Source organism: Paraburkholderia azotifigens, assembly GCF_007995085.1.
GTDB lineage: Bacteria > Pseudomonadota > Gammaproteobacteria > Burkholderiales > Burkholderiaceae > Paraburkholderia > Paraburkholderia azotifigens.
Window position 1 is genome coordinate 347,086 of record NZ_VOQS01000005.1, and the last position, 24,363, is coordinate 371,448.

The 24,363-nt window shown below is 62.5% G+C and carries 23 protein-coding genes and 1 pseudogene; 19 read left to right on the forward strand and 5 right to left on the reverse strand.

Annotated features, from left to right (window positions below):
- Nucleotides 1-21: 21 nt before the first annotated feature.
- The 4 genes from gudD to garL all read right to left on the reverse strand — a co-directional run bounded on the left by gudD (nt 22) and on the right by garL (nt 4,286).
- Entirely contained in the window at nt 22-1,371 is a 1,350-nt protein-coding gene (gudD, locus tag FRZ40_RS33305) for a glucarate dehydratase (protein ID WP_028368874.1), read from the reverse strand.
- Nucleotides 1,372-1,456: 85 nt separating this feature from the next.
- Nucleotides 1,457-2,536 carry a lactonase family protein gene (locus tag FRZ40_RS33310; protein WP_147237053.1) on the reverse strand — a complete coding sequence of 360 codons (1,080 nt, stop codon included), beginning with the start codon at nt 2,534-2,536 and terminating at the stop codon, nt 1,457-1,459.
- Nucleotides 2,537-2,567: 31 nt separating this feature from the next.
- A complete protein-coding gene (locus FRZ40_RS33315; RefSeq protein ID WP_028368876.1) occupies nt 2,568-3,458 on the reverse strand; it encodes a 2-hydroxy-3-oxopropionate reductase in 891 nt (296 codons plus the stop codon).
- Nucleotides 3,459-3,500: 42 nt separating this feature from the next.
- On the reverse strand, nt 3,501-4,286 hold the full coding sequence (gene garL / locus FRZ40_RS33320) for a 2-dehydro-3-deoxyglucarate aldolase (protein ID WP_147237054.1): 786 nt from the start codon (nt 4,284-4,286) through the stop codon (nt 3,501-3,503).
- Nucleotides 4,287-4,516: 230 nt separating this feature from the next.
- On the opposite strand from garL, the gene FRZ40_RS33325 reads away from it, so the two are divergent.
- A complete protein-coding gene (locus tag FRZ40_RS33325; protein WP_147237055.1) occupies nt 4,517-6,100 on the forward strand; it encodes an aldehyde dehydrogenase (NADP(+)) in 1,584 nt (527 codons plus the stop codon).
- Nucleotides 6,101-6,153: 53 nt separating this feature from the next.
- Here FRZ40_RS33325 and FRZ40_RS33330 read toward each other — a convergent pair whose 3' ends face one another.
- Entirely contained in the window at nt 6,154-6,915 is a 762-nt protein-coding gene (locus FRZ40_RS33330) for a FadR/GntR family transcriptional regulator (protein WP_028370778.1), read from the reverse strand.
- An 81-nt stretch (nt 6,916-6,996) separates the two neighbouring features.
- Here FRZ40_RS33330 and FRZ40_RS33335 point away from each other — a divergent pair, with 81 nt between their 5' ends.
- The 18 genes and pseudogenes from FRZ40_RS33335 to FRZ40_RS33420 all read left to right on the forward strand — a co-directional run.
- A complete protein-coding gene (locus FRZ40_RS33335) occupies nt 6,997-7,233 on the forward strand; it encodes a hypothetical protein (RefSeq protein WP_147237056.1) in 237 nt (78 codons plus the stop codon).
- A 269-nt stretch (nt 7,234-7,502) separates the two neighbouring features.
- On the forward strand, nt 7,503-8,654 hold the full coding sequence (locus tag FRZ40_RS33340) for a porin (protein ID WP_147237057.1): 1,152 nt from the start codon (nt 7,503-7,505) through the stop codon (nt 8,652-8,654).
- 241 nt (nt 8,655-8,895) lie between these two features.
- The gene (locus tag FRZ40_RS33345) at nt 8,896-9,714 is read left to right on the forward strand and encodes a flagellin domain-containing protein (RefSeq protein ID WP_028370780.1); all 819 of its coding nucleotides are present in this window, start codon (nt 8,896-8,898) and stop codon (nt 9,712-9,714) included.
- 253 nt (nt 9,715-9,967) lie between these two features.
- A complete protein-coding gene (locus tag FRZ40_RS33350; RefSeq protein ID WP_240057418.1) occupies nt 9,968-11,062 on the forward strand; it encodes a GGDEF domain-containing protein in 1,095 nt (364 codons plus the stop codon).
- A gap of 140 nt (nt 11,063-11,202) precedes the next feature.
- Nucleotides 11,203-11,889, forward strand: a complete 687-nt coding sequence (locus FRZ40_RS33355) for a GntR family transcriptional regulator (protein WP_147237059.1) — start codon at nt 11,203-11,205, stop codon at nt 11,887-11,889.
- A gap of 236 nt (nt 11,890-12,125) precedes the next feature.
- Nucleotides 12,126-12,713: an amino acid synthesis family protein gene (locus FRZ40_RS33360; RefSeq protein WP_028370783.1), complete on the forward strand. Its 588-nt coding sequence runs from the start codon at nt 12,126-12,128 to the stop codon at nt 12,711-12,713.
- Nucleotides 12,703-13,611: an alpha/beta fold hydrolase gene (locus FRZ40_RS33365; RefSeq protein WP_028370784.1), complete on the forward strand. Its 909-nt coding sequence runs from the start codon at nt 12,703-12,705 to the stop codon at nt 13,609-13,611. The genes FRZ40_RS33360 and FRZ40_RS33365 overlap by 11 nt, the downstream gene beginning before the upstream one ends.
- Nucleotides 13,604-14,572 (forward strand): flavin reductase family protein, encoded by a 969-nt coding sequence (locus FRZ40_RS33370; RefSeq protein WP_167528735.1) that lies wholly within the window; start codon nt 13,604-13,606, stop codon nt 14,570-14,572. Before FRZ40_RS33365 ends, FRZ40_RS33370 begins: the two co-directional genes overlap by 8 nt.
- Nucleotides 14,573-14,588: 16 nt before the next feature.
- Nucleotides 14,589-15,632, forward strand: coding sequence for an LLM class flavin-dependent oxidoreductase (locus FRZ40_RS33375; RefSeq protein ID WP_147237060.1), 1,044 nt, complete (start codon nt 14,589-14,591; stop codon nt 15,630-15,632).
- 36 nt (nt 15,633-15,668) lie between these two features.
- Nucleotides 15,669-17,141, forward strand: coding sequence for an aldehyde dehydrogenase (locus FRZ40_RS33380; protein ID WP_147237061.1), 1,473 nt, complete (start codon nt 15,669-15,671; stop codon nt 17,139-17,141).
- A gap of 28 nt (nt 17,142-17,169) precedes the next feature.
- Complete coding sequence (locus tag FRZ40_RS33385; protein ID WP_028370788.1) at nt 17,170-17,484, forward strand: NIPSNAP family protein; 315 nt, start codon at nt 17,170-17,172, stop codon at nt 17,482-17,484.
- A 66-nt stretch (nt 17,485-17,550) separates the two neighbouring features.
- A complete protein-coding gene (locus tag FRZ40_RS33390; protein ID WP_028370789.1) occupies nt 17,551-18,582 on the forward strand; it encodes an ABC transporter substrate-binding protein in 1,032 nt (343 codons plus the stop codon).
- 58 nt (nt 18,583-18,640) lie between these two features.
- Nucleotides 18,641-19,522 carry an ABC transporter permease gene (locus tag FRZ40_RS33395; RefSeq protein ID WP_147237062.1) on the forward strand — a complete coding sequence of 294 codons (882 nt, stop codon included), beginning with the start codon at nt 18,641-18,643 and terminating at the stop codon, nt 19,520-19,522.
- A 32-nt stretch (nt 19,523-19,554) separates the two neighbouring features.
- Nucleotides 19,555-20,361, forward strand: a complete 807-nt coding sequence (locus FRZ40_RS33400) for an IS5 family transposase (protein WP_147233640.1) — start codon at nt 19,555-19,557, stop codon at nt 20,359-20,361.
- 108 nt (nt 20,362-20,469) lie between these two features.
- Nucleotides 20,470-21,264, forward strand: a complete 795-nt coding sequence (locus FRZ40_RS33405) for an ABC transporter permease (RefSeq protein ID WP_028370791.1) — start codon at nt 20,470-20,472, stop codon at nt 21,262-21,264.
- Nucleotides 21,265-21,292: 28 nt separating this feature from the next.
- Nucleotides 21,293-22,390: an ABC transporter ATP-binding protein gene (locus FRZ40_RS33410; protein WP_147237063.1), complete on the forward strand. Its 1,098-nt coding sequence runs from the start codon at nt 21,293-21,295 to the stop codon at nt 22,388-22,390.
- A gap of 8 nt (nt 22,391-22,398) precedes the next feature.
- The gene (locus tag FRZ40_RS33415; RefSeq protein WP_028370793.1) at nt 22,399-23,094 is read left to right on the forward strand and encodes a GntR family transcriptional regulator; all 696 of its coding nucleotides are present in this window, start codon (nt 22,399-22,401) and stop codon (nt 23,092-23,094) included.
- Between the two features lie 247 nt (nt 23,095-23,341).
- Nucleotides 23,342-24,208: pseudogene (locus FRZ40_RS33420) on the forward strand (phage late control D family protein); the annotation flags it as partial.
- Between the last annotated feature and the right edge of the window lie 155 nt (nt 24,209-24,363).

A 24,363-nucleotide genomic window follows, 5' to 3' on the forward strand; every position in this document is an offset into this window, starting at 1 on the left:
TTGGAGAGAGCGCTCGATGGTTTAGCGCACGAGGCAAGGGCGCTTGTTGTCGAACTTCCAGTTCGGGATCAGATACTGCATCGCGACGCCGTCGTCACGCGCGCCAAGGCCGTGCTCCTGATACAGCGCGTGTGCTTTCTCGAGCGCGTCCATGTCGAGTTCGACGCCGAGGCCGGGCTTCGCGGGCACCTTCACCTTGCCGCCGACGATCTGCAGCGGATCGCGCGTCAGATACTGGCCGTCCTGCCAGATCCAGTGCGTATCGATTGCGGTGATCTTGCCGGGCGCGGCGGCCGCGACGTGCGTGAACATCGCGAGCGACACGTCGAAGTGGTTGTTCGAATGCGAGCCCCACGTGAGACCCCAGTCGTTGCACATCTGCGCGACGCGCACCGAGCCCTGCATCGTCCAGAAGTGCGGATCGGCGAGCGGAATGTCGACGGATTGCAACTGGATCGCGTGACCCATTTGCCGCCAGTCGGTGGCGATCATGTTGGTGGCCGTCGGCAGGCCCGTCGCGCGGCGGAATTCAGCCATCACTTCGCGGCCCGAGTAGCCGTTTTCCGCGCCGCACGGATCTTCCGCGTACGCGAGCACGTCGTGCTGGTCGCGGCACAGACGGATCGCTTCGGCAAGCGACCACGCACCGTTCGGATCCAGCGTCACGCGCGCTTCGGGGAAGCGTTCGGCGAGCGCCGTCACCGCTTCGATTTCGGCGTCGCCCGCGAGCACGCCGCCCTTCAGCTTGAAGTCGTTGAAGCCGTAACGCGCTTGCGCAGCTTCGGCGAGTCGCACGACGGCTTCGGGCGTCATCGCTTCTTCCGTGCGCACGCGCTCCCAGTCGTCGCGTCCTTCAGCGCCGCTGGCGTACGGCAGGTCGGTCTTCTTGCGGTCGCCGATGTAGAACAGATAGCCGAGCATGTCGACTTCGTCGCGTTGCTGGCCTTCGCCGAGCAACGCCGCGACGGGCACGCCGAGATGCTGGCCGAGCAGGTCGAGCAACGCGGCTTCGAGCGCCGTCACAGCGTGGATCGTCGTGCGCAGATCGAAGGTCTGCAAGCCGCGGCCGCCCGCGTCGCGGTCGGCGAACTGCTTGCGCACCTGGTTGAGCACGGCCTGCAGATTGCCGATCGACTGGCCGACGACAAACGGACGCGCATCGTCGATGGTCTTGCGGATGTTTTCGCCGCCCGGCACTTCGCCGACGCCGGTGTGGCCGGAACTGTCACGCAGAATCACGATGTTGCGCGTGAAGAACGGACCATGCGCGCCGCTGAGGTTCATCAGCATGCTGTCGCGGCCGGCGACGGGAACGACGCGCAATTCGGTGACGGTCGGTGCGCCTTGGGTCGAAGATGCAATCGTAGACATGAGAATCGGTCCTGGGTTGGTGCTCAGAAAATTCGGCCTGCATACAGGCCTGTGAATATCGATGAAAGAGGCTTGAGGCGTGTGATCAGGTCTGCACGACGATCTCGACCCAGTTCGCGCCGAGCCCGCCAGCGCAGCGCGACACGGCGGACAACTCGCCCGACGCGGCGTCGATCGCATACACGGCGACATGCGCGGACTTTTCGCCGCACGCAACGAGAAAGCGGCCCGACGGATCGATGCTGAAGCCGCGCGGTTGCGCCTCGGTGTCGGTGTAGCCTGCGTAGCCGAGTGAGCCTTCGGCGCTCACGCGGTAGGCGATCAGCCGGCTCGACGTGCGCTCCGCGACGTAGACGAAGCGGCCGTCGGGTGTCACCTGAAGATCGGCGCCCCACACCAGCGACGCGGCTGTTACAGGATCGAGGTGTGGCGTGCGCAGGCAGCCGTCGTTGAGATGCGCGAGCGCCGGAGCACGCGGCGAGACGCTGCGCGCCGACAGCGTGCCTGTTTCGCCGTCGCGCGAAAACACGGCGACCGTCGCGCGAAATTCGCTCGATACGTATAGCGTTTTTTCGTCGGGCGACAAGCGCAGGTGACGCGGACCGAAGCCGGGTTCCACCGGCAGCTTCTGCACGAGTTCGAGTCGTGCATCGTTTGCTTCGCGAACGATGGCGAAGCAGAACACCGTATCCGAACCGAGCGACGTCGCATACGCGAAGCGTCCATCCGACGACGCAATGACGGCATGCGCATGCACGAAGCCGTCGATCACCTGGCGCGGCGCGACTGGCCCGCTCACCAGCGAGCTGGCGCGAAAGAGGCTCACGGTAGACTCGCCGTACGATGCGCCGAGCAGCCAGTCATCGGAAGGCGTCAACGACACATAGGCGAGACTCGATTCGATCGTCGCGGTATGTGCATGCGTGAGGCCGCCCGTGTGCGAATCGACCGCATACGTGACGATGCTGCGCGGCGTGCCGCGCGTGGCGGCATGCAGCATGCCGCCATCCGGCGAAAGCGCCATCGGCATCACGGTGTCGCCCGCCGGGTAGCGCGCAAGACGTTCGATGCCGCCCGTCGCGCCGTCGATGCGGAACACGGCGACGTCGCCATCCACCGCGTTCGAAACAATCGCGAAGAACGATGCAGTGCCCGGCTTGCTCATGATGCGTGTACGCCCGATTGACGCGTCGGCATCATTTCTGTTGCTGTCCGATTTCGTGATCGGCGAGATATTCGAGCGCGCGAACCATGCCCGAGTGATCCCACGCCTTGCCGCCATGTGCGGCGCACGCGTTGAAGAGCGCCTGGCACGTGGCCGTGTTCGGCAGCGAAACACCGAGCGATTGCGCCGTCGCGAGCGCGAGATTCAAGTCCTTCTGATGCAGTTCGATGCGGAAGCCGGGATCGAACGTGCGCTTCGTCATGCGCTCGCCATGCACTTCGAGAATGCGCGACGAAGCGAAGCCGCCCATCAGCGCCTTGCGCACCTTCTCTGCGTCGACGCCCGCTTTCGATGCGAGCAGCAGCGCTTCGCCGACCGCTTCAATCGTTGCCGCGACGATCACCTGATTCGCGACCTTGCAGATCTGGCCCGCGCCGACTTCGCCGATCAGCGAGACGTTCTTGCCCATCATGTCGAACAGCGGCTTGACCGTGTCGAACGTGGCTTGCGCGCCGCCCACCATGATCGTCAGCGAAGCGGCTTTCGCGCCGACCTCGCCGCCCGAGACGGGCGCGTCGAGGTAGTCGGCGCCTTTCTCGCGCACGCGGGCCGCGAAGTCACGCGTGGCGATCGGCGAGATCGAGCTCATGTCGACGACGATCTGCCCCTGGCGCAGCTTGCTCGCGACGCCGTCTTCGCCGAACAGCACGCGTTCGACGTCGGGCGTGTCCGGCACCATGATAAAAATCACATCCGCTTTCGCCGCGACATCGGCAGGGCTCGTGGCAGCCGTCACGCCCGCCTGCGTCAGATCGTCCGGCACGCCGCTGCGCGTGAAGGCCGCGAGTTCGATGCCGTTCTTGCGAAGATTGGCGGCCATGGGCTTGCCCATGATGCCGAGTCCAATGAAGCCTGCTTTCATTCGCTACTCCCGATAATGTGATGTAAGCGCCAGTCCGTCGATTCAGGCTGGCATGAAGTGCTGGCGCACGGCGAGCGCTGCGCTGCGCAGCAGTCCCATGTCGGCGCACACGGAAACCATCGTCGCGCCCATGCTGAGGTAACGGTCGGCGTCCTGCTGCACATGCGCAAGGATGCCGCACGGCTTGCCCGCCGCCTGTGCCCGCTCGAAGACATGCGCGATGACCGCCTGCACGTCCGCATGACCGGCGTTGCCCAGATGTCCATATGCGGCCGCGAGATCCGAAGGGCCGATGAACACGCCGTCGACGCCTTCGACGGCGAGAATCTCGTCGATCGCACTCACGCCCGCGCGGCTTTCGATCTGCACGACGACACAGATGTTGTCGTTGACGACCTGCAGGTAGTCGGACACCGCTCCGAAACGATTGCCCCGATGTCCCACCGACACGCCGCGGATGCCCTGCGGCGGATAGCGGGTGGCGGCTACCGCGCGGCGCGCATCGTCGGCGCTATCGACGAACGGGATCAGCAGGTTGAAGAACCCTGCGTCGAGCATGCGCTTGATGATCACGCTGTCGTTGGCCGGCGGCCGCACGATGGGCGCCGAGCGGCTGTCTTTCAGCGCCATCAGCTGCGGAATCAGCGTCAGTTCGTCATTGGGCGCGTGCTCGGCGTCGAGCAAAATCCAGTCGAACCCGACGCCGCCGAACAGTTCGGTCGCGATCGGGCTGGCAAGCGACGACCAGCAGCCGATCAGCCGTTCACGGCTTTTTACGGCGGCGCGAAAGCCATTGGGCAACGGTTGATACGGTGACGACAAAGCCATTTCTGTCTCCTGAGGGGCGGGCTCGACCCGCCCGGCAAAGTACGTCTTGAGAAATATGGTACGTCATAGGATGTCTGAACACAAGATATGTCGTCGGATGTCCAGGGGGAAGGATGGTAAACCCTAAATCCTTATCGTATAAGGCTTGGCGTCGGCAGTGCGCGTTGCATCGTGGTTCGTTTATGTTGTACGATGACCGATGTTAACCAGCCATAGGGAGAAGAGACATCGTGCAATTGACGGGTGACATGCTGATCGGGCGGCAGGCGGTTCGCGGGACGGACAGGGCGCTGCGCGCATTCAATCCATCGACGGGCAAGGAGATCGAAACGCCCGTCTTCGGCAGCGGCACGATCGACGACGTGTCGCGCGCCTGCGAACTGGCGGCGCAGGCATTCGACGCTTATCGTCATCTTCCGCTCGCGGCGCGCGCCGAGTTTCTGGATAGGATCGCGGACGGCATCACGGCGCTCGGCGATGCGCTGATCGAACGCGCCCACGACGAATCCGGCTTGCCGAAAGCGCGGCTCGAAGGCGAGCGCGCGCGGACCACGGGCCAGTTGAAACTGTTCGCCAATGAAGTTCGCGCCGGCCAATGGCTGACGGCGACGCTCGATTCGCCTTTGCCGGAGCGCAAGCCGCTGCCACGCTCGGATCTGCGGATGCAGAAAATTGCGGTCGGTCCTGTCGCCGTGTTCGGCGCAAGCAACTTTCCGCTGGCGTTTTCGGTGGCGGGCGGCGATACGGCGGCTGCGTTCGCAGCAGGCTGTCCCGTCGTCGTCAAGGCGCATCGCGCGCACCTCGGCACGTCGGAAATGGTCGGGCGTGTGATTCAGCGCGTGGCCGCCGACATGAATCTGCCCGAAGGCGTGTTTTCGATGATCGTCGGCACGGGCGGCACGGTCGGCGAGGCGCTGGTCGCGCATCCCGCCATCAAGGCTGTCGGATTCACGGGCTCGCGTGCAGGCGGCACGTCGCTGATGAAAGTCGCGGCGAACCGTCCCGAACCGATTCCCGTCTACGCGGAAATGAGCAGCATCAATCCCGTATTCGTCCTGCCCGTGGCGCTCGCCGCGCGTGCTGAAACCATCGCACGTGGTTTCGTCGATTCGCTCGCGCTCGGCGCGGGTCAGTTCTGCACGAACCCGGGTCTGGTGATCGGCATCGACGGTCCGGAACTGCAGGCCTTCACACAAGCCGCCGCGCAGGCGCTCAACCAGAAGCCCGCGCAGACGATGCTAACGTCGGGCATTCACGCAGCGTATCGGGAAGGCGAGGCGCGTCTTGCTTCGCTCGAAGGCGTCGAGCCCGTCGCGCATGGTCTCGACGCGACGGGGCCGACGCAGGCTTGCGCGGCGCTGTTCGTCACGGATGCCGCCGTGTTCCTGAAGAAGCCTGAACTGGAAGACGAGGTGTTCGGTCCGGCATCGACCATCGTGCGATGCAAGGACGAGCAGGAACTGCTCACGGTTGCCGAACATTTCGCGGGTCAACTGACGGCCACCATCGCAATGGATCGCGACGACGTTCAGCTTGCGAAGGAGCTCGTGCCGATTCTGGAGCGCAAGGCGGGACGCCTGCTCGTCAACGGCTTCCCGACGGGCGTCGAAGTCTGTCACGCGATGGTGCATGGCGGCCCGTTCCCGGCAACGGCGGATAGCCGCGTCACGTCCGTCGGCTCAACTTCCATCGACCGTTTCCTGCGCCCTGTGTGCTACCAGGATTTCCCGGCCGAACTGCTGCCCGACGCGCTGGCGGACGGTAATCCGCTTGGTCTGTGGCGACGTCGCGATGGACAGATCGTCAACGCGTGATCGATAAAAAAGCGGCCTTTCGGGGCCGCTTTTTTGTTGCTTCACTGAATGGCTCAGAGCGCGCGCATCGCGGCGGCTTCTTCTGCCTGTGTGCTGGCGCGCCGCAGCCGTTCGCGGCTGCTCGACAGATGCATGCGCATCGCGGCGCGCGCGCCGTCGGGATCTTTGCGCGCGATCGCGTCGAGAATGTTCTCGTGCTCGAGATTCACGCGCGCCATATACGCGTTGAGATCGCTTTGCGCGAGTCCCGGCGAATCCACGCGATGCCGCGGAATCAATGCCGTGCCCAGTTGCGTGAGAATGTCGACGAAATAGCGGTTGCCCGTCGCGCTCGCAATCGAAATGTGGAACCGCAAGTCGGCGGCCGTGCTGTCGCCGCCTGAGCGGCTCGTGGCTTCGACGGCGTCGAGCGCCACGCGAATCTTCTCGATGTCGCGTTCGCTTGCGCGCTGCGCCGCGAGTCCCGCGCATTCCGTCTCGAGGCTGATACGCAATTCCATCACGGAGAGCACATCCGTCAACGTGGTGGCAGGAACCATGTCGAGACCGAGCGGCTCGCGACGCGGTTCCAGAACGAAACTGCCGATGCCGTGGCGCGTCTCGATCACGCCATTCGCCTGCAGCCGCGAAATCGCTTCGCGCACAACGGTACGGCTGACGCCGAGCAGCGACATCAAGGTGGTTTCGGTCGGCAACTGATCGCCTGGCTTCAGCGCGTGAGAGCCGACCTGTTCGTTGACGTAAGCGACGACCTGGTCAGCAAGGCTCCCGCGTGCCCGCCTTGGGGTCGAACCTGGTGCTGCAGACGCGGCCATGAAACGCTCCTCGGGAGTTCAGATATATCTTCATTATACGTTGTCCTACAACGGCTGACGGCATTTGCGGAGCAATGGTGCGTGCTGTCCGGACGCTTCTGTTTTGGGGTTCTGGCGAACGTCGCGGTGCGTCACCGGTTTCTTGTCGGACATCTCACCGCATTGCAGAAGGGAATGCGTGAAACCCAGTCGCGCATGCTCGCGGCGAGATCGGCTCGTCTCCAATACTTGCGAAAACTAACGCTTCATTTCGCGCGCAATCAGACCGACATGTTCGCTATGTTCTATCCGCCAGAAAGTGCGGGAAAGAAAGTTTGAGAAACGTTCAATCGGCGTTCTCGCGTTGACTTCAAAAACCGCGTCACCTAGATTTGCGCCTGTCTGGAAATCGCTTCATATTCACGCTTTCCACGCAGATGAATAATTATTCCGGACTTCGGCTATGTGTTTTCACATAGCCTTTTTTGCTTCTATAAAGATAGGAAAGCTAAAGAGTGGTATATAACCAACAAGTAATTTATCGTCTTTTCGACATCTGTATTCTCGCGGTCGCAATACATTTTTAAACGTGTAGATAGGGTGAACAGATGAAAAGAACTGCAATTGCGGCTGTCGCACTGGTACTGGGCTCGATGACGGTTGCGGCCCACGCACAGAACAGCGTCACGCTCTACGGGCTCATCGACTCGGGCATCGGTTACGTGCACAACGCCGACTCGAACAGCAACCTGACGGGCATGATCAATGGCAATCTCAGCGGCGACCGCTGGGGCCTGAAAGGCAGCGAAGATCTCGGCGGCGGTCTGAAGACGATCTTCGCATTGGAAAGCGGCTTCGACGTCGGCACGGGCAAGATGGGCCAGGGCACGCGCCTGTTCGGACGTCAGGCGTATGTGGGCTTCCAGGGCGACAAGTGGGGCACCGTCACGCTGGGTCGTCAATACGATCCCATCACCGACACGGTTCAGGGCATCACAGCCGACAACTTCTTCGGTTCGACCTTCGCGACGCCGGGCGACGTCGACAACAACGACAACAGCGCGCGCATCTCGAACGCAGTCAAGTACGTGTCGCCGACCTACGCGGGCTTCCAGTTCGAAGGCCTGTACGCATTCAGCGGCGTAGCCGGTCAGGCGGGTCAGGGCTACACGTATAGCGGCGCGGCGACGTACACGGCAGGTGCGTTGTCGCTGGCGGCAGGCTACCTGCGCGCGACGAACAATTCCGCAACGGGCGCGCGTTCGAGCTGGGCAAGCAGCACGACGGATTCGATCTTCGACAGCCATATCAACGACGGCTATGTCACGGCGAAGTCGGTCAGCATTGCGCAGATCGGCGGACAGTACGTACTCGGCTCGTTCACGATGGGCGCGTCTTACAGCAATACGCAGCTGAAGGCGGATGCGAGCTCGACCTTCTCGTCGACGGAGAAGTACAACAGCGGCAAGGCATTCGTCGCGTACCAGGCAACGCCTGCGTTGATCGCAGGTGTGGGTTACGCCTATACGGCAGCGTCGGGCGACACGTCGGCGCATTACCATCAGGTCAGCATCGGCGCGGACTACAACCTGTCGAAGCGTACCGACTTCTACGCAGTCGCGGCGTATCAGCACGCGAACGGCACGCAGCGTCTCTCCGATGGCACGACGCAGGCTGCGCAGGCATCGATCGGCTCGTATGGCTATAACGGCACGAGCACGCAAGAGATCGCGATTGTCGGCATTCGCCACAAGTTCTGATAGATTGAACTGTCTGTGAAAGCCCGCATGCGCAATTCGCGCATGCGGGCTTTTTCAATGCTTCAATGAAAGATCGGGAAAGAAAGTTGAAGTAAGCCTAAATGGTATCGATGAAAGGATTTGCACTCTTCATTTTGCCCGTATCGGACCGTTAGAAAAGAGGCAGCGTCGCGAATAAACGCTTTATGCGCCGGCGATGCAGAAGATCCTTATGAGCAGATACTGAAGAACGAGGAAGCGAATGCTGAATATCAATACCAACATCATGTCGCTGACGGCGCAGAACAACCTGTCCGGCTCGCAAAGCGCGCTGTCGCATGCGATCAGCCGTCTGTCGTCGGGCAAGCGCGTGAACACGGCCGCCGATGACGCGGCAGGTCTTGCGATTTCGACAACGCAAACGGCTTCGATCAACGCGCTGACGCAAGGTGCGTCGAACGTGAACAACGGCATTTCGATGGTGCAGACCACGAACGGCGCGCTGCAATCGGTCGTCGACAACCTGCAGCGTATTCGCCAGCTGGCAGTCGAAGCAGGCGACGGTTCGCTCGATTCCGCGGCGCTCGCAAACCTTCAGTCGGAAGTGTCGACGCGTCTGACGGAAATCACGCGTGTCGCGCAACAGACTACCTTCAACGGCCAGTCCGTGCTGAACGGCATCGGCTCGGTCAACTTCCAGATCGGCGCGTTCGACAACCAGCAGATCACGGCCAACTTCGGCTCGCAGAAGTGGGACGCGAGTTCGCTCGGTATCAGCGGTCTGAGCGTGTCGACGGCGTCGAGCGCGCAGGCCGCAATGAGCACGATCGACAGCGTACTGACGAGCGTCAATACGTTCCAGGCGACGCTGGGTGCAACGCAGAACACCTTCCAGGCCGCCATCTCGACGACCAATACACAGGCGACGAACATGAGTTCCGCGCGTTCGCAGATCACGGACGCCGACTTCGCGAACGAAACGGCGAATCTGTCGAAGGCGCAAGTGCTGCAGCAAGCGGGCATCTCGGTGCTGGCACAAGCGAACTCGATGCCGCAAAGCGTGCTGAAGCTGCTTGAATGACGGTGACGCTTAGCTAGAAAACACGCGAAGCATTGCGTGGAAGGTTCTCGCGCCGCATCATGCGAGCGGCGCGCGCACTGCGGTATATTGCGTGGCTGATCTGCACGCGCACATGAAGCGGGTGATCGTCAAGCCGTCTATGAGACGGCACCCTTTCATGCCGCGAGCCCGCTCCTCGAACCGTATGCCAGCCTTCGATCTTCGCACCGTCATTCTGATGTCGTCAGTCATGCCTGGGCTGATGGCGCTCGTGATGTTTTCGCTGACTCGTGGCTTTCCCGCGAATATTCGCGGTGTCGGGCACTGGGCTTCGGGCGCGCTGGTCGTGTCGATCTCGGCAATGCTGCTGGCGTTGCGCGGCGGCATCGCCGACTGGCTTTCCATCGTCGTCGCCAACGTCGGCGTGGTTCTCGGCACGGGACTGTGGCTGATCGGCAGTCAGATGTTTTTCGGGCAGCGTCCCGCGCGTCGCTTCATCGCGCTGCTCCTCACGATCGGCGTGATCGCGATGAGCTGGATGACATGGGTGCATCCGTCCGTGGCGGGGCGCACGCTGTGCATGTCCGCGCTCCTCACGCTGACGTTCGGATTGAGCAGCATGACGATGCTGCGTTTCGGCAGGGGCAACAACCCCGCGCTATTCGTTGGCTCGATGCTGCTGGTGCAGACATGCGTGACGGCGCTGCGCGGCATGTCGATGTTCGTGCCGGCGTGGGCGAGCATCGGGCTTTTCGCGCCCGACCTCATCCAGCGGATCTATCTGACGACGGGCGCACTGATGTCGCTGACGGTTTCAGTCGGCCTGCTGTTCATCGCGATGGACCGGCTGCGCAATCAGCTCGAACAGCAGTCGTTCATGGATCCGCTGACGGGTCTGCTGAATCGTCGCGCATTTCTCGACGCGCATCGGCAGGAACGCGACAGGACAATGCGGACGGGCGGCTTGCTGTCGCTCCTGTTGATCGATCTCGATCATTTCAAGCAGGTGAACGACAGGTACGGCCACGCGACGGGCGATCGTGTGTTGATCGATTTCGCGAACCGCGTTGCAGAGATACTGCCCGCGCCGCGATATGTCGCGCGCTGGGGCGGTGAAGAATTCGCGGTGCTGTTGCCGCGCGTGCCTCCCGACGAGGCGAAGACGCATGCGGAACGGATACGGCAGCGCGTCGCGCAGAAAGAAGACGCGACGCTGCCGGCGTACACGTGCAGTATCGGCGTGACGTGCATGGCAGCCAGCGAGGCGACCATCGAGCAACTCGCGCGCGATGCGGACGAGGCGCTGTATGGCGCGAAACGCAGTGGCCGGAACTGCGTTCAGATCAGCGATCATGTGATTCTGCTCTAGGCAGCCTGGCTGTCATCCTCGATGGCGCAGCCCATTACCCTGGCAAGATAACCGATAATATGGCATTCCAGTCCGCGCGCCTCGCTGCACAAACATAGGCGCAAGCGCGCGGGGGCCATTCCATATTGATCTTGCTGCCTATGTCAGACCTCAGAATCGACCGCAACGCGAAGACGCTGCGCGAACTCACGCTCGACAAACTGCGCGGCGCGATCGTACAAGGCTATTTCCGTCCCGGCGCGCGGCTCGTCGAGCGCACGCTGTGCGATGAACTGGGCGTGAGCCGTACGGTAGTGCGTGAAGTGCTGCGGCATCTGGAGACGGAAGGTCTCGTCGAAATCGTCGCCCGGCAAGGGCCGATCGTCGCGCGGCTCGATCCCGCGCAGGTCGGCGAAATCTACGAGCTGCGCGGGCTGCTCGAAGCGAACGCGGCGCGCGCCTGTGCCGAACAGTCGACGCCCGAACTCGTGCAGCAGTTGCGCGGGATCCGCAAGACCATCGAAGACGCGTTCGAGCAGGACGACCTGCCGCGCGTGCTCGAATACACCGAGCGCTTCTACGAGGCCATGTTCGAGGGCGCGCAAAAACATGTGTCGCTGGCTGTGGTGAAGACGCTGAACGCGCGGATCAACCGGCTGCGCGCGCTGACCATCGCCGTGCCAGGACGAGGCGGCGAGTCGAATCGCGAGATGAACAAGCTGCTCGATGCGATCGGGCGGCGCGATGGCGACGCGGCCGCGGCGGCATCGATCGCGCATATCAAACGTACCGCCGAACTCGCGCTGAACGCGCTCGCGCAGCAAGACGACCCAGGCGCTCACGCCTAGTCCCGCGAACGTCCACAAAGGCCGCCGGCAACCCCGGCGGCCTTTTTTCTTTGCACCTCGCCAGTGAGGTGCTGCGTCGCACAAGTCACGCATTCCCAGCCGAAACCGTGCCTGAAAGCACGCGATCCATATCATGGTATTCCATAATACTTTGCCTCTTGGTGTGGGCCATAAGATGGTATACCATAATCTCAACCAACGACATTCACGGCCTAGGCCCCGTCAGGAGAAACGATATGAAGCTGGAAGTGCGCAAGCTGGTCACTTACGTCGAAGAGACCTTTATCGAAGGGGGCAAGGCCGCCGCACGGCCGCTCAAGCTGTTCGGCGCGGCGGCCGTGCTGCGCAACCCGTGGGCGGGCCGCGGCTTCGTCGAGGATCTGAAGCCCGAGATTCATGGCCTCGCGCCGCAACTCGGCGAAATGCTCACGGCGGAAATGCTGCGCGTCGCCGGTTCGGGCGATGCGATCGAAGGCTATGGCAAGGCGGCCGTCGTCGGCACGTCGGGTGAAATCGAGCACGCGTCCGCGCTGATCCACACGCTGCGTTTCGGCAATCACTATCGCAAGGCTGTCGGCGCGAAGAGCTACCTGAGCTTCACGAATCTGCGCGGCGGCCCGAACTGCCCGATCTCGATTCCGCTGATGCACAAGCACGACGAAGGCATGCGTTCGCACTATCTGACCGTGCAGTTTTCGATCGTCGATGCCCCCGCGCCCGATGAACTCGTGATCGCGCTCGGCGCGTCCATCGGCGGCCGTCCGCATCACCGGATCGGCGACCGCTATCAGGATCTGAAGGAGCTCGAGTCAAATGAAGCGTGAGCTTGTCTCCGGGCGCGCCGTGTCGCGTGGCGAGGCCGCGGGCACGAGCTACAGCGTCTACGCGCCGCACTCCGGCGACGCGCATGACACGGTGGTGCTGATTCACGGCGTCGGCATGAACCAGAGCGTGTGGGCGCCGCAAATCGATGCGCTGACGGCGGCGTATCGGGTGGTCGTGTACGACATGCTCGGTCACGGCGCGAGCGCGTTGCCGACGCCCGCGCCGACGCTCGACGAATACGCATCGCAACTCGAGGCGCTGCTCGACGCCATGCAGATCGAACGCGCGCATGTCGTCGGACATTCGATGGGCGCGCTCGTCGCACTCGAATTCGCGCTCACGCATCCGCAACGCACACTGAGCGTCGCCGCGCTGAACGCCGTGTATGACCGCACGCCCGCGCAGCGCGAAGCCGTGATGTCGCGTGCCGCGACGCTCGGCGACGCATCGGCTGGACAGCCCGCCGAGTCCGGCGTCGACGCCACGTTGTCGCGCTGGTTCGGCGATCCCGTTCCCGGTCATCTGACGCAGGCGGCGCAGGCCGTGCGCGATCTGCTGCTGTCCGTCGATCCCGTCGGCTATGCGCGCACCTACCGGCTGTTCGCGAGTTCGGACGATGCGCATGTCGGACGCCTGGCCGGACTCGCTGTGCCAGCGCTCTTTCTCACGGGCGAATGCGATCCCAACTCGAGCCCGTCGATGTCGCGCGCGATGGCTGACGTCGCGCCGCTCGGACGTGCCGAGATCATCTCGAACGAGCGCCACATGATGAACGTCACCGATCCCGCGCGCGTCAACGAACGGTTGCTCGCGTTCCTCGCGGAAGCCTCGGCAGCGGGTGCGGCACACGCATTCGATACGACGAATGGATCGATCTCCGGAGAACGCCATGACTGACTCGATCACCGAACAGACCGCGGAACGGGCTTTCGACATCGCCAACTTTCGCCGCGCGCTCGGCGCGTTCGTGACAGGCGTCACGGTGGTCACGACGATCCAGCCGGACGGCTCGCCGCGCGGCTTCACGGCGAATTCGTTCACATCGGTGTCGCTCGATCCGCCGCTGATTCTCGTGTGCATCGCGAAGACGGCATCGAGTTATCAGGTGTTTTCGCAGACGCGTCACTTCGCGGTGAGCGTGCTGGCCGAAGATCAGAAGAGCGTGTCGGGCGTGTTCGCGTCGAAGGCCGCCGACAAGTTCGAGCAGGTCGCGTGGCAAAAGCGCGCGACGGGTGCGCCCGTGATCGACAACGCCGCTGCAAGCTTTGACTGCACGACGCATGAAGTCGTCGATGCCGGCGATCACATCATTTTGATCGGACGTGTCGTCGATTTTGTTCATACGAGTTCGTCGCCGCTCGGTTATTGCCGGGGCGCGTATGTGAACTTCAGCCTGTCGCAGGAAGCGCTGGCGGCGGCCGGTCCGAGCGCACATGTGGGCGCGATTCTCGAACATCGCGACGGCATCGTGCTGCTCGACACGCCGCAAGGCCTGCAACTGCCGACGGGCAACAAGCTCGAACCGTCCAGCGATCCGAAAAGCCTGCAAGGCGTGCTCGCCAAACTCGGCCTCGAAGTGCATCTCGACTTTCTGTTTGCCGTATTCGAATCGGGCAGCGGACAAACGCCGAGTGTACAAATCTATTATCGCGGCCGTGTGATCCACAGCGGCGCCGCGTGGATGGACAGCTCGATCCGTATCGTGCCGCTGGCGCAGATTCCGTGGGGCGAATTGCGCGACGACGCCGTGCGCTCGATGCTCGAACGCTATGTGCGCGAACGCAGCGAAGACGCCTTCGGCATCTATGTCGGCGATACGGAAGCGGGCACCGTGCAGACGCTCGCGCTCGCTCACTGAAGGGAGAACACACATCATGAAGTTTTCACTGTTCCTGCACATGGAGCGATACGACGACAAGACGTCGCATCGCGAACTGTTCGACCAGATGACCGAACTCGTGCAGATCGCCGAACGCGGCGGCTTCGAGACGGCATGGATCGGCGAGCATCACGCGATGGAATTCACGATTGCGCCGAATCCGTTCGTCAATCTGGCGTATCTCGCCGCGAAGACGGAGCGCATCCGTCTGGGCACGGGCACGGTGATCGCGCCGTTCTGGCATCCCATCGCACTCGCGGGCGAAGCGGGCATGGTCGATGTCGCGAGCAACGGGCGGCTCGATCTCGGCATCGCGCGCGGCGCCTACAACTTCGAATACGAGCGCCTGCTGCCGGGCCTCGACGCGATGACGGCGGGCGCGCGCATGCGCGAACTGGTGCCCGCGCTGCGCAAGCTCTTCAAAGGCGATTACGCGCATCAGGGCGAGTTCTGGTCGTGGCCGAAGACGACGCCCGTGCCGCGTCCCGTTCAACAACTGCATCCGCCGATGTGGCTCGCCGCGCGCGATCCGAACTCGCATGCATTTGCGGTGGCGAACGGCTGCAACGTGCAGGTGACGTCGCTCGCATCGGGCGATGCGGAAGTGGTGAGCCTGATGGAACGCTTCAATGCCGCGTGCGCCGCGCATCCCGAAGTGCCGCGCCCGCAAGTGATGATGCTGATGCACACGTTCGTCGGCGCGAATGCCGCGGAAGTGGACGAGGGCGTCGAAGATCTCGCGCGCTTCTATCGTTACTTCAGCAAGTGGTTCAAGAACGAGCGGCCGATCGAACAGGGCTTTATCGAGCCGCTGACGGACGCCGACGTCGAGATGTTCCCGCAATACTCGCCGGAAGCGATTCGCCGCAATCTCGTGATCGGCGAGCCGAAACAGGTGATCGCGCGTCTGAAGGGTTACGAAGAACTCGGCTACGACCAGTACAGCTTCTGGCTCGACAGTCATATGAGTTTCGAGCGCAAGCGCAAGTCGCTGGAACTGTTCATCTCCGACGTGATGCCGGCTTTCGCATCGCGCTGAATGCAACCTCGCGGAACTCACAACGGAGTGGCGAACATGGTCCAGCGGTTCCAGCAATACATCGATGGTGCGTTCGAAGATGCACGCGAGCATTTCGACAGCACCGATCCGTCGACAGGCAACGTGTGGGCGCAGATGCCCGCCGCGAGCGCGGACGATGTCGACCGTGCGGTACGGGCCGCGCATCGCGCGCTGAACGATCCGGCGTGGGCGAACCTCACGGCGAGCGCGCGCGGCAAGCTGCTGTACAAGCTCGCCGATCTCGTCGCGCAACATGCGCCGCGTCTTGCCGAACTCGAAACGCAGGACACGGGCAAGATCATTCGCGAGACGCGCAGCCAGATCGGGTATGTCGCCGAGTACTACCGCTATTACGCGGGCGTCGCCGACAAGATTCAGGGCGCCTGGCTGCCCGTCGACAAACCCGATATGGAAGTGACGCTGCGGCGCGAACCGGTCGGCGTCGTCGCGGGTATCGTGCCGTGGAATTCGCAGCTGTTTCTCTCCGCCGTCAAGGTCGGACCGGCGCTCGCGGCAGGTTGCACGATCGTCCTCAAGGCATCCGAGGACGGTCCCGCGCCCTTGCTCGAATTCGCGCGGCTCGTGCATGAAGCGGGCTTTCCGAAGGGCGTCGTCAACATCGTGACGGGCTTCGGCAACGATTGCGGACGCACGCTGACGAGCCATCCGCTCGTGTCGAAGATCGCCTTCACGGGCGGCCCCGAAACGGCGCGCCACGTCGTGCGCAATTCGGCGGAGAACCTCGCGGCCGTGTCGCTGGAACTGGGCGGCAAATCGCCTGTGCTGGTCTTCGACGACGCCGATCTCGACAGCGCATCGAATGCCGTCATTGCAGGCATTTTCGCGGCGACGGGTCAAAGCTGTGTTGCGGGCTCGCGCCTCGTCGTGCAGCGCGGCATTCACGCTGCGCTGATCGAACGGATCGTCGCGAAGGCACACGACATTCGCATCGGCAATCCGCAGGACATGGCGACCGAAATGGGCCCGCTCGCGACGCGCCGTCAACTCGAACACATCCAGCATGTGCTGCGCGCGAGTGTCGAAGCGGGCGGCCGCATCGTGACGGGCGGCAAGCAGCCGGACGGCATGACGGAGGGCAACTACTTTTTGCCGACCGTCGTCGACTGTCCGGATGCGCAGGTGCCGAGCGTGATGGAAGAACTGTTTGGGCCCGTGCTGAGCGTCGTCACCTTCGATACGGAAGCCGATGCGATCGCACTCGCGAACGACACACGGTATGGCCTTGCGTCGGGCGTGTTCACGCGCGATCTGACGCGCGCGCATCGGCTCACGCGTGCGTTGCGCGCGGGCATCGTGTGGGTCAACACGTATCGCGCGGTGTCGCCCATCGTGCCGTTCGGCGGCTATGGCTTGAGCGGACTCGGACGCGAAGGCGGACTCGATGCCGTGCTCGATTACACGCGCACGAAATCAGTGTGGATCCGCACGTCGGACGAACCGATCGCCGATCCGTTCGTGATGCGCTGAGCCGCCAACCCTTGCACCGGGAGTCCGCATGTTCTACGAAATCCGCACGTACCGCATCAAGACGGGTGCCGTGCCTGCCTATCTGAAGCTCGTCGAGGAAGAGGGTATCGCGTTGCAGAAGCGGTATCTGGGGCAATTGATCGGCTACTTCTTTTCGGAGGTCGGTCCGCTGAACCAGATCGTGCACATCTGGGCCTATCCGAGCCTCGACGAACGCGAACGCCGCCGCGCGGCGCTCGCCGAAGACCCGGCATGGCAGGCCTTTGCGCCGAAGATTCAGGCGCTGATGGAAGAGATGGAAAACAGGATCATGAAGCCAGCGCGATTTTCGCCGCTTGCCTGAAACAGTGCTTACGACGGGCCGCCGTACGCATCGCATCGACACAAGACATATCCCCAGGAGACAGACATGAGCAGCAGAAGCACCACGTATTTCGCGCCGCTGATCGCGCTTTGCGCGGCGACGCTTGCGGCAACGCCGGCACTCGCCGCGGACCCGATCGTCTTCACGAGCTGGGGCGGCACCACGCAGTCTTCGCAGCAGAAGAACTGGGCGCAGCCGTTCACGCAGGCGACGGGCATCAACGTGCTGATGGACGGCCCGACCGACTACGGCAAGCTCAAGGCGATGGTCGACAGCGGCAATGTGAACTGGGATGTCGTCGATGTCGAAGGCGACTTCGCTTACGCCGCGCAAAAGGCAGGGCTGATCGAGCCGATCGACTATTCCGTCGTGAAGAAGGACGAACTCGATCCGCGCTTTTCCACGCCGGCTGCCGTAGGCAGCTTCTACTACTCGTTCGTGCTCGGCTACAACAAGTCGAAGTACACGGGCGCGCAGCCGCAAAACTGGGCCGATCTGTTCGACACGAAGAAATTCCCCGGCAAGCGCACGTTCTACAAGTGGTCGGCTCCCGGCGTGCTGGAAATCGCGCTGCTCGCCGATGGCGTGCCGCCGAACAAGCTCTATCCGCTCGATCTCGACCGCGCATTCAAGAAGCTCGACACGATCAAGGGCGACATCGTGTGGTGGAGCGGCGGCGCGCAGTCCCAGCAGCTGCTGGCGTCGGGCGAAGCGCCCATCGGCATGTTCTGGAACGGACGTCTGCATGCGCTCGAACAGACGGGCGTGCCCGTCGGCATTTCCTGGAACCAGAACCTGACGGCCGCCGACATGCTGGTGATTCCGAAGGGCGCGAAGCACAAGGCCGAAGCGATGAAGTACCTCGCTGCCGCAACGAGCGCACAGGCGCAGGCGAAGTTCGCCACCGAAACGGGCTATGCGCCCGTCAACGTGAAGTCGGCCTCGCTGATGTCGCCGGCAATCGCGAAGACACTGCCCGATCAGTACAAGACCTCGCAGATCAATCTCGACATGAAGTACTGGGCCGAGAATCGCGACGCCATAGCCAAGCGCTGGTACGCGTGGCAGTCCAAGTAAGCGCGCGGCGCATGAACGTCGCCCATGAGCGTCGCACAGTCACCGGAGTGGAGACACCATGCCTAATGTCCTGAGTACCGTCGCGCATCCGCTCGCGTCGGGCATGCGCCGGCGGCGCGACTGGCGCAGCATTCGCCTGCTGGTGCCCGCGCTGCTGCTGCTCGTGATCTTCTTCCTGCTGCCCGTGCTGTCGCTGCTGTTGCGCAGCGTGCTGGAGCCGTCGCCGGGGCTGCACAACTACGCGCAACTGGTTGGCTCGACGACCTATCTGCGCGTGTTCGGCAATACGTTTCTGGTGGCGACGGTCGTGACACTGGCGACGCTCGCAATCGGCTTTCCGACTGCGTGGCTGCTCGCCATTGCACCGCGCAAGCTGAGTTCGCTGCTGTTCGCGATCCTGCTGCTGTCGATGTGGACCAATCTGCTGGCGCGAACCTTCGCCTGGATGGTGCTGTTGCAGCAGACGGGCCCCATCAACCGCATGCTGATGGCGCTCGGCATCATCAGCGAGCCGCTGACGCTCGTGAACAACCTGATCGGCGTAACGATCGGCATGACGTACATCATGCTGCCATTTCTCGTGATGCCGCTGCATGCGACGCTGCGCAGCATCGATCCGTCGACGCTGCGGGCCGCCGCGATCTGCGGCGCGAGCCGCTGGCAGGCGTTCTGGCGGATCCTGGTGCCGCTCGCCATGCCGGGTATCGCGAGCGGCGCGCTGATGGTGTTCGTGATGGCGCTCGGTTATTTCGTCACGCCTGCGTTGCTCGGCGGCGCGTCGTACATGATGCTCGCGGAACTGATCGCGCAGCTCGTGCAGCAATTGCTGAACTGGGGACTCGCAGGTGCGGCTGCATTCGTGCTGCTCGCCGTAACGCTTGCGCTCTATGCGTTGCAATTGCGCTTCACGGATAGTGCTAAAGCGACTAGAGCGTGTTAGGCACTTGCTGCCAAACCTGGTAACCTGGCGGAATGAGCAAACGCCGCCCCTACCCAACGGATGTATCGGATGAAGAATGGCACTTCGCCGCGCCGTATTTGACCTTGATGAACAAAGACGCACCGCAGCGTCGATACGAACTGCGCGAAATGTTCAACGCGCTTCGCTGGATCGTGCGCGCGGGTGCACCCTGGCGCCTGTTGCCCAATGACTTCCCGCCGTGGGAGATGGTCTATCAGCAAACGCAACGCTGGATTCAGGCGGGTTGTTTCGAGGCCATGGTCAGCGATTTGCGTTCGATCATACGAGTCGCACAGGGGCGCCAGGGGCAGCCCAGCGCGGTGATTCTCGATGGGCGCACGCTGCAGTCGACGTGCGAGAGCGGGCCGCGAGCCGGTTATGACGGATACAAGCGCAAACAAGGCAGCAAGGTCCATATGGCCGTCGATACTCTGGGGCAGTTGCTTGCTGTGCATGTAACACCAGCCAATGAACAGGAGCGTGCACAGGTCGGCGAGCTTGCGCGTCAGGTCCAGCAGGCCACCGGCCAGACAGTGAAAGTCGCGTTTGCCGATCAGGGATATACCGGCGAGGAACCTGCGCAGGCCGCGCTTGACGAGGGAATTGAGCTTCAAGTGATCAAACTGGCGGAAGCGAAAAAGGGCTTTGTCCTGTTGCCGCGCCGCTGGGTTGTAGAGCGCAGCTTCGGCTGGTTGAATCGCTTTCGTCGACTCGCGCGCGATTACGAGCGCTTGCCAGAAACACTTGCCGGGCTTCACTTCGTCATCTTTGCCGTTCTGATGCTCGTCCATTTCGGAAACCTCACCAAAAGTGCCTAACACGCTCTAGCGGAGGACGCTGAGATGAAACAACCCCCACGCTCACTACGTTCGCTGCCCCCGAGGGGGCGTCGGCCTCCCTTGGGGCGGCCCGGCGGGAGGACTGACATGTTGCTCGATTTCGACCGTCTAGGCGCTTTGCGCTGGGTGCTGCTTGCTATTGGCGCTGCCGTCGCGCTCTTCCTTCTGTTGCCGATCGTGTTCATCGTCGCGCTGTCGTTCGGCGACTCGCAGTGGCTGATCTTTCCGCCGCCGGGCTGGACGCTGGAGTGGTATCGCCAGTTGTTCACCGACGCAGGCTGGATCGACTCGCTGCTGACGAGCGTGAAGCTCGCGGTGATCGTGATGGTGCTGTCCGTTTTCATTGGCTTTCTCGCATCGCTTGCGCTGGTGCGCGGCAAGTTTCGCGGACGCAACGCGGTCAAGGCGTTCTTTCTCACGCCGATGGTATTGCCCGTCGTCGTGCTGGCCGTCGCACTGTATGCGTTCTTTCTGCGCATCGGCATGAACGGCACGATGACGGGCTTCGTGATCGGCCATCTGATCATCGCGTTGCCGTTCTCGATCATTTCGATCAGCAATTCGCTCGCGAGCTTCGACACGGCGCTCGAAGATGCCGCGCTGATTTGCGGCGCATCGCCGCTCGAAGTGAAGCTGCGCGTGACCTTGCCCGCGATCCGCCTGGGCATCTTCGCTGCCGCGATCTTTGCGTTCCTCGCATCGTGGGACGAAGTGGTGGTATCGATCTTCATGGCGAGCCCCACGCTGCAGACGCTTCCCGTGCGTATCTGGGCAACGCTGCGGCAAGACCTGACACCCGTCGTCGCGGCAGCGTCTTCGCTGCTCGTCGGCTTGACAACTGTATTGATGCTGGCGGGCGCCGTACTGCGCCGCGCGCGCTAATCGACGTAAACCGCGAGGTGAACCAGACATGACTGCATTCCTGCAAATCCAGCGCCTGCGCAAGACTTACGACGACGTCGTCGCCATCGATAACGTGTCGCTCGACGTGCGCAAGGGCGAGTTCATGACGTTTCTCGGCCCGTCGGGTTCGGGCAAGAGCACGACGCTCTATATCGTCGCGGGCTTTCAGGAGCCGAGTGAAGGGCGCGTGTTGCTCGACGGCAAGCCGCTGCTCTCCGTCGCGCCGAACAGGCGCAACATCGGCATGGTGTTTCAGCGCTATACGCTGTTTCCGCATCTGACCGTGGGCGAGAACGTCGCGTTTCCGCTGCGCGTGCGCCGCCGTCCCGAAGCGGAAGTGAAGGCGAAGGTCGAGAAGATGCTCAAGCTCGTGCATCTGTCCGAGTGCCGCGACCGGATGCCCGCGCAATTGTCGGGTGGACAGCAGCAGCGTGTGGCGATTGCGCGGGCGCTCGCCTACGATCCGCCCGTGCTGCTGATGGACGAGCCGCTGTCCGCGCTCGACAAGAAGTTGCGCGAAGAGATCCAGCTCGAACTGCGCCGCATTCATCAGGAAACGGGCGTCACGATTCTCTATGTGACACACGATCAGGAGGAAGCGCTGCGCCTGTCGGATCGCATCGCGGTGTTCAATAAAGGGCGCATCGAGCAGGTCGGCACGGGCGAAGAACTGTATGCGAATCCGGCATCGCGCTTCGTCGCGAGCTTTATCGGCAATTCGAATTTCCTGCCGGTGCGCGTGACAGCGCATAGCGATGGCCGTATGAACGGCGTGTTTCCTAATGGCCACGAAGTGGCGTCGGGCAGCTTCAATCCGGCGCTCACGGCGGGCGACGACGGCACGCTGATGATCCGGCCCGAGCAGATGCGCATTCACGCGTTGCAGGATACGTCCAGGGCAAACGGTGCGAGCGGTTTGCCCGTGACGGTGCGCGACATCACGTATCTCGGCGATGCGATGCACTACGCGGTCGCGACGCCGTGGCAGCAGGAGATTTCGATTCGCATGCCGGTGGGGCAGCGCCATGACAGCGGGTTGTCGATCGGCACGCAGGCGCTCGTCGATTGGGATACGCGCGACGTGCGCCTCTTTGCTCAAGCCTGACGACTGCCATGAATCACGCGCTGCCTTCACTGAAAGTCGAACGTCGTACGACGACGTTGCGCGAACTCGCGCTGGAGAAGATGCGCACGGCGATACTCGAAGCGCATTTTCATCCCGGCGAGCGCCTCGTCGAGCGATCGCTCTGCGAGGAACTGGGCGTGAGCCGCACCGTGGTGCGCGAGGTGTTGCGGCATCTGGAAACGGAAGGCCTCGTCGATTCGATTCCGAATCAGGGGCCGATTGTCGCGATGCTCGATTCGGATACGGCTGCCGAGATCTACGAAATCCGCGCACTGCTGGAAGGCGATGCCGCGATGGCCTGCGCGTTGCATGCCGACGAAGCAGTTTTTGCACGCCTTGCCGATTGCATTGCGCGCATCCAGCAGGCGTTCGACATGCATGCGCATCAAACCGTGCGCGAGCTGACGACGGTCTTCTACGAGGCGATGTTTCATGGCGGCGGCAAGAAGGTCGCGTGGGAGATCGTGCAGACGCTGAATGCGCGCATCAACCGCCTGCGCGCGATGACGATTGCTTCCGACGATCGTGGGCGGCAGGCGGTGCAGGAAATGAACCGCATACTCGACGCGCTGCGTGCCCGCGATGGGCAGCGCGCGCGTGAGGCGGCCACTGCGCATGTGGCGCGTGTCGCGGATATTGCCGCGGAGTTGTTGCGGCAGACGGTTGGGGAGGCGTCTGCCTGAGACTTTGAAATAACGGTTAAAGGTTTTGTGAATAACGGGGCATGGAGGTAATGCAGCGCGCTTGAGAAGATTGTTAAATGCGGCGCATGGCAATGAGTTATTTTTTGCCGATATGCGAATGGCATCTGATAATCCGGCAATTACGACCCGATACATATCGTCTTTAAAATGCGATTGCGATTTACGTCTTCAATTCTGTATTATCGCGCGGTAGCGCGTGGGCGCAATCGGATAAACAAGAGGCGGTATGGGGGCGCAGGACATAGTCGGGGCGATAACGGGCGGATTGACGCAGACCGGCCGGCTGCTGAAGCTGGACACGCCGCTGGGTGCCGATGTGCTGCTGCCGCAACGCGCGCTTGGCTTTGCGGCGCTGGGCCGCGATAGCGCCTTTACCGTCGACGTTATTTCCTCACGCGACGGCATCGAACTCAAGTCGCTAATTGCGCAGTCCGTTACGTTATGGATCCAGCAGAGCGAACAGACTTATCGCCCGCATCACGGTTATGTGCATACCGCAAGGCGGCTCGGTTCCGACAGCGCGCTGACCAGCTATCAGATCGGCTTTACGTCGTGGCTGCATTTTCTGCGCTTCAGAAAAGACGCGCGCATCTGGCAGGATAAAACCGCCGACGCGATTCTCACGGATGTATTCAACGCTCATCCTCAGGCGCAAGGCGCTTTCCGCTTTGCTTTGAGCCAGCCGCTTGCGCAGCGCTCGTTCTGCGTGCAATACGAAACCGACTGGAATTTCTGTCATCGGCTGATGGAAGCCGAAGGGCTGTTCAGTTACGTCGAGCAGGCCGCGGACGGCAAATCGCATACGCTCGTCATCACGGACGATATCGGCACGCTCAAACCAATGTCGCTGCAGACCGTGAACTTCTACCGAGCGGGCACGAACAGCGAGACGAACGCTTTCATTCAATGGAGCGGCACGCGTACGTTGCAAAGCACGACGCTGACCACGCGCACGTTCGACTACAAGTCGCCTGCGACCGCCATCAATCCGAAGGGCACTTCGGTGCCGACGATGACCACGCAAGGCGATCTGCCCGCGCAGGCCGAAGTCTACGAGTACACGGGTGCTTACACGTACGGCGCGCAGGGTCGCTGTCGACAGCGGCCAAGTGGTCTTGCCGAATATGATTAACCAGTCCCACATCGATGACCCGGTAGGCAAGGCGCTTGGTCGCCTGTTGGCAAAGTAACATGCAAAATTCGTCACGCTGGAAGTTGCTGCTGGGCGGCCTTGCTTTGCTCGCCGTC

What these genes read in the sequence shown, in the direction of transcription:
- FRZ40_RS33400 (WP_147233640.1), top strand. Translation starts at nt 19,555, where the DNA reads ATGAGCAAACGCCGCCCCTACCCAACGGATGTATCGGATGAAGAATGG.
- FRZ40_RS33380 (WP_147237061.1), top strand. Translation starts at nt 15,669, where the DNA reads ATGGTCCAGCGGTTCCAGCAATACATCGATGGTGCGTTCGAAGATGCA.
- gudD (WP_028368874.1), bottom strand. Translation starts at nt 1,371, where the DNA reads ATGTCTACGATTGCATCTTCGACCCAAGGCGCACCGACCGTCACCGAA.
- FRZ40_RS33315 (WP_028368876.1), bottom strand. Translation starts at nt 3,458, where the DNA reads ATGAAAGCAGGCTTCATTGGACTCGGCATCATGGGCAAGCCCATGGCC.
- FRZ40_RS33365 (WP_028370784.1), top strand. Translation starts at nt 12,703, where the DNA reads ATGAAGCGTGAGCTTGTCTCCGGGCGCGCCGTGTCGCGTGGCGAGGCC.
- FRZ40_RS33390 (WP_028370789.1), top strand. Translation starts at nt 17,551, where the DNA reads ATGAGCAGCAGAAGCACCACGTATTTCGCGCCGCTGATCGCGCTTTGC.
- FRZ40_RS33355 (WP_147237059.1), top strand. Translation starts at nt 11,203, where the DNA reads ATGTCAGACCTCAGAATCGACCGCAACGCGAAGACGCTGCGCGAACTC.
- garL (WP_147237054.1), bottom strand. Translation starts at nt 4,286, where the DNA reads ATGGCTTTGTCGTCACCGTATCAACCGTTGCCCAATGGCTTTCGCGCC.
- FRZ40_RS33385 (WP_028370788.1), top strand. Translation starts at nt 17,170, where the DNA reads ATGTTCTACGAAATCCGCACGTACCGCATCAAGACGGGTGCCGTGCCT.
- FRZ40_RS33350 (WP_240057418.1), top strand. Translation starts at nt 9,968, where the DNA reads ATGTTTTCGCTGACTCGTGGCTTTCCCGCGAATATTCGCGGTGTCGGG.
- FRZ40_RS33345 (WP_028370780.1), top strand. Translation starts at nt 8,896, where the DNA reads ATGCTGAATATCAATACCAACATCATGTCGCTGACGGCGCAGAACAAC.
- FRZ40_RS33370 (WP_167528735.1), top strand. Translation starts at nt 13,604, where the DNA reads ATGACTGACTCGATCACCGAACAGACCGCGGAACGGGCTTTCGACATC.
- FRZ40_RS33415 (WP_028370793.1), top strand. Translation starts at nt 22,399, where the DNA reads ATGAATCACGCGCTGCCTTCACTGAAAGTCGAACGTCGTACGACGACG.
- FRZ40_RS33310 (WP_147237053.1), bottom strand. Translation starts at nt 2,536, where the DNA reads ATGAGCAAGCCGGGCACTGCATCGTTCTTCGCGATTGTTTCGAACGCG.
- FRZ40_RS33395 (WP_147237062.1), top strand. Translation starts at nt 18,641, where the DNA reads ATGCCTAATGTCCTGAGTACCGTCGCGCATCCGCTCGCGTCGGGCATG.
- FRZ40_RS33340 (WP_147237057.1), top strand. Translation starts at nt 7,503, where the DNA reads ATGAAAAGAACTGCAATTGCGGCTGTCGCACTGGTACTGGGCTCGATG.
- FRZ40_RS33375 (WP_147237060.1), top strand. Translation starts at nt 14,589, where the DNA reads ATGAAGTTTTCACTGTTCCTGCACATGGAGCGATACGACGACAAGACG.
- FRZ40_RS33405 (WP_028370791.1), top strand. Translation starts at nt 20,470, where the DNA reads ATGTTGCTCGATTTCGACCGTCTAGGCGCTTTGCGCTGGGTGCTGCTT.
- FRZ40_RS33410 (WP_147237063.1), top strand. Translation starts at nt 21,293, where the DNA reads ATGACTGCATTCCTGCAAATCCAGCGCCTGCGCAAGACTTACGACGAC.
- FRZ40_RS33360 (WP_028370783.1), top strand. Translation starts at nt 12,126, where the DNA reads ATGAAGCTGGAAGTGCGCAAGCTGGTCACTTACGTCGAAGAGACCTTT.
- FRZ40_RS33330 (WP_028370778.1), bottom strand. Translation starts at nt 6,915, where the DNA reads ATGGCCGCGTCTGCAGCACCAGGTTCGACCCCAAGGCGGGCACGCGGG.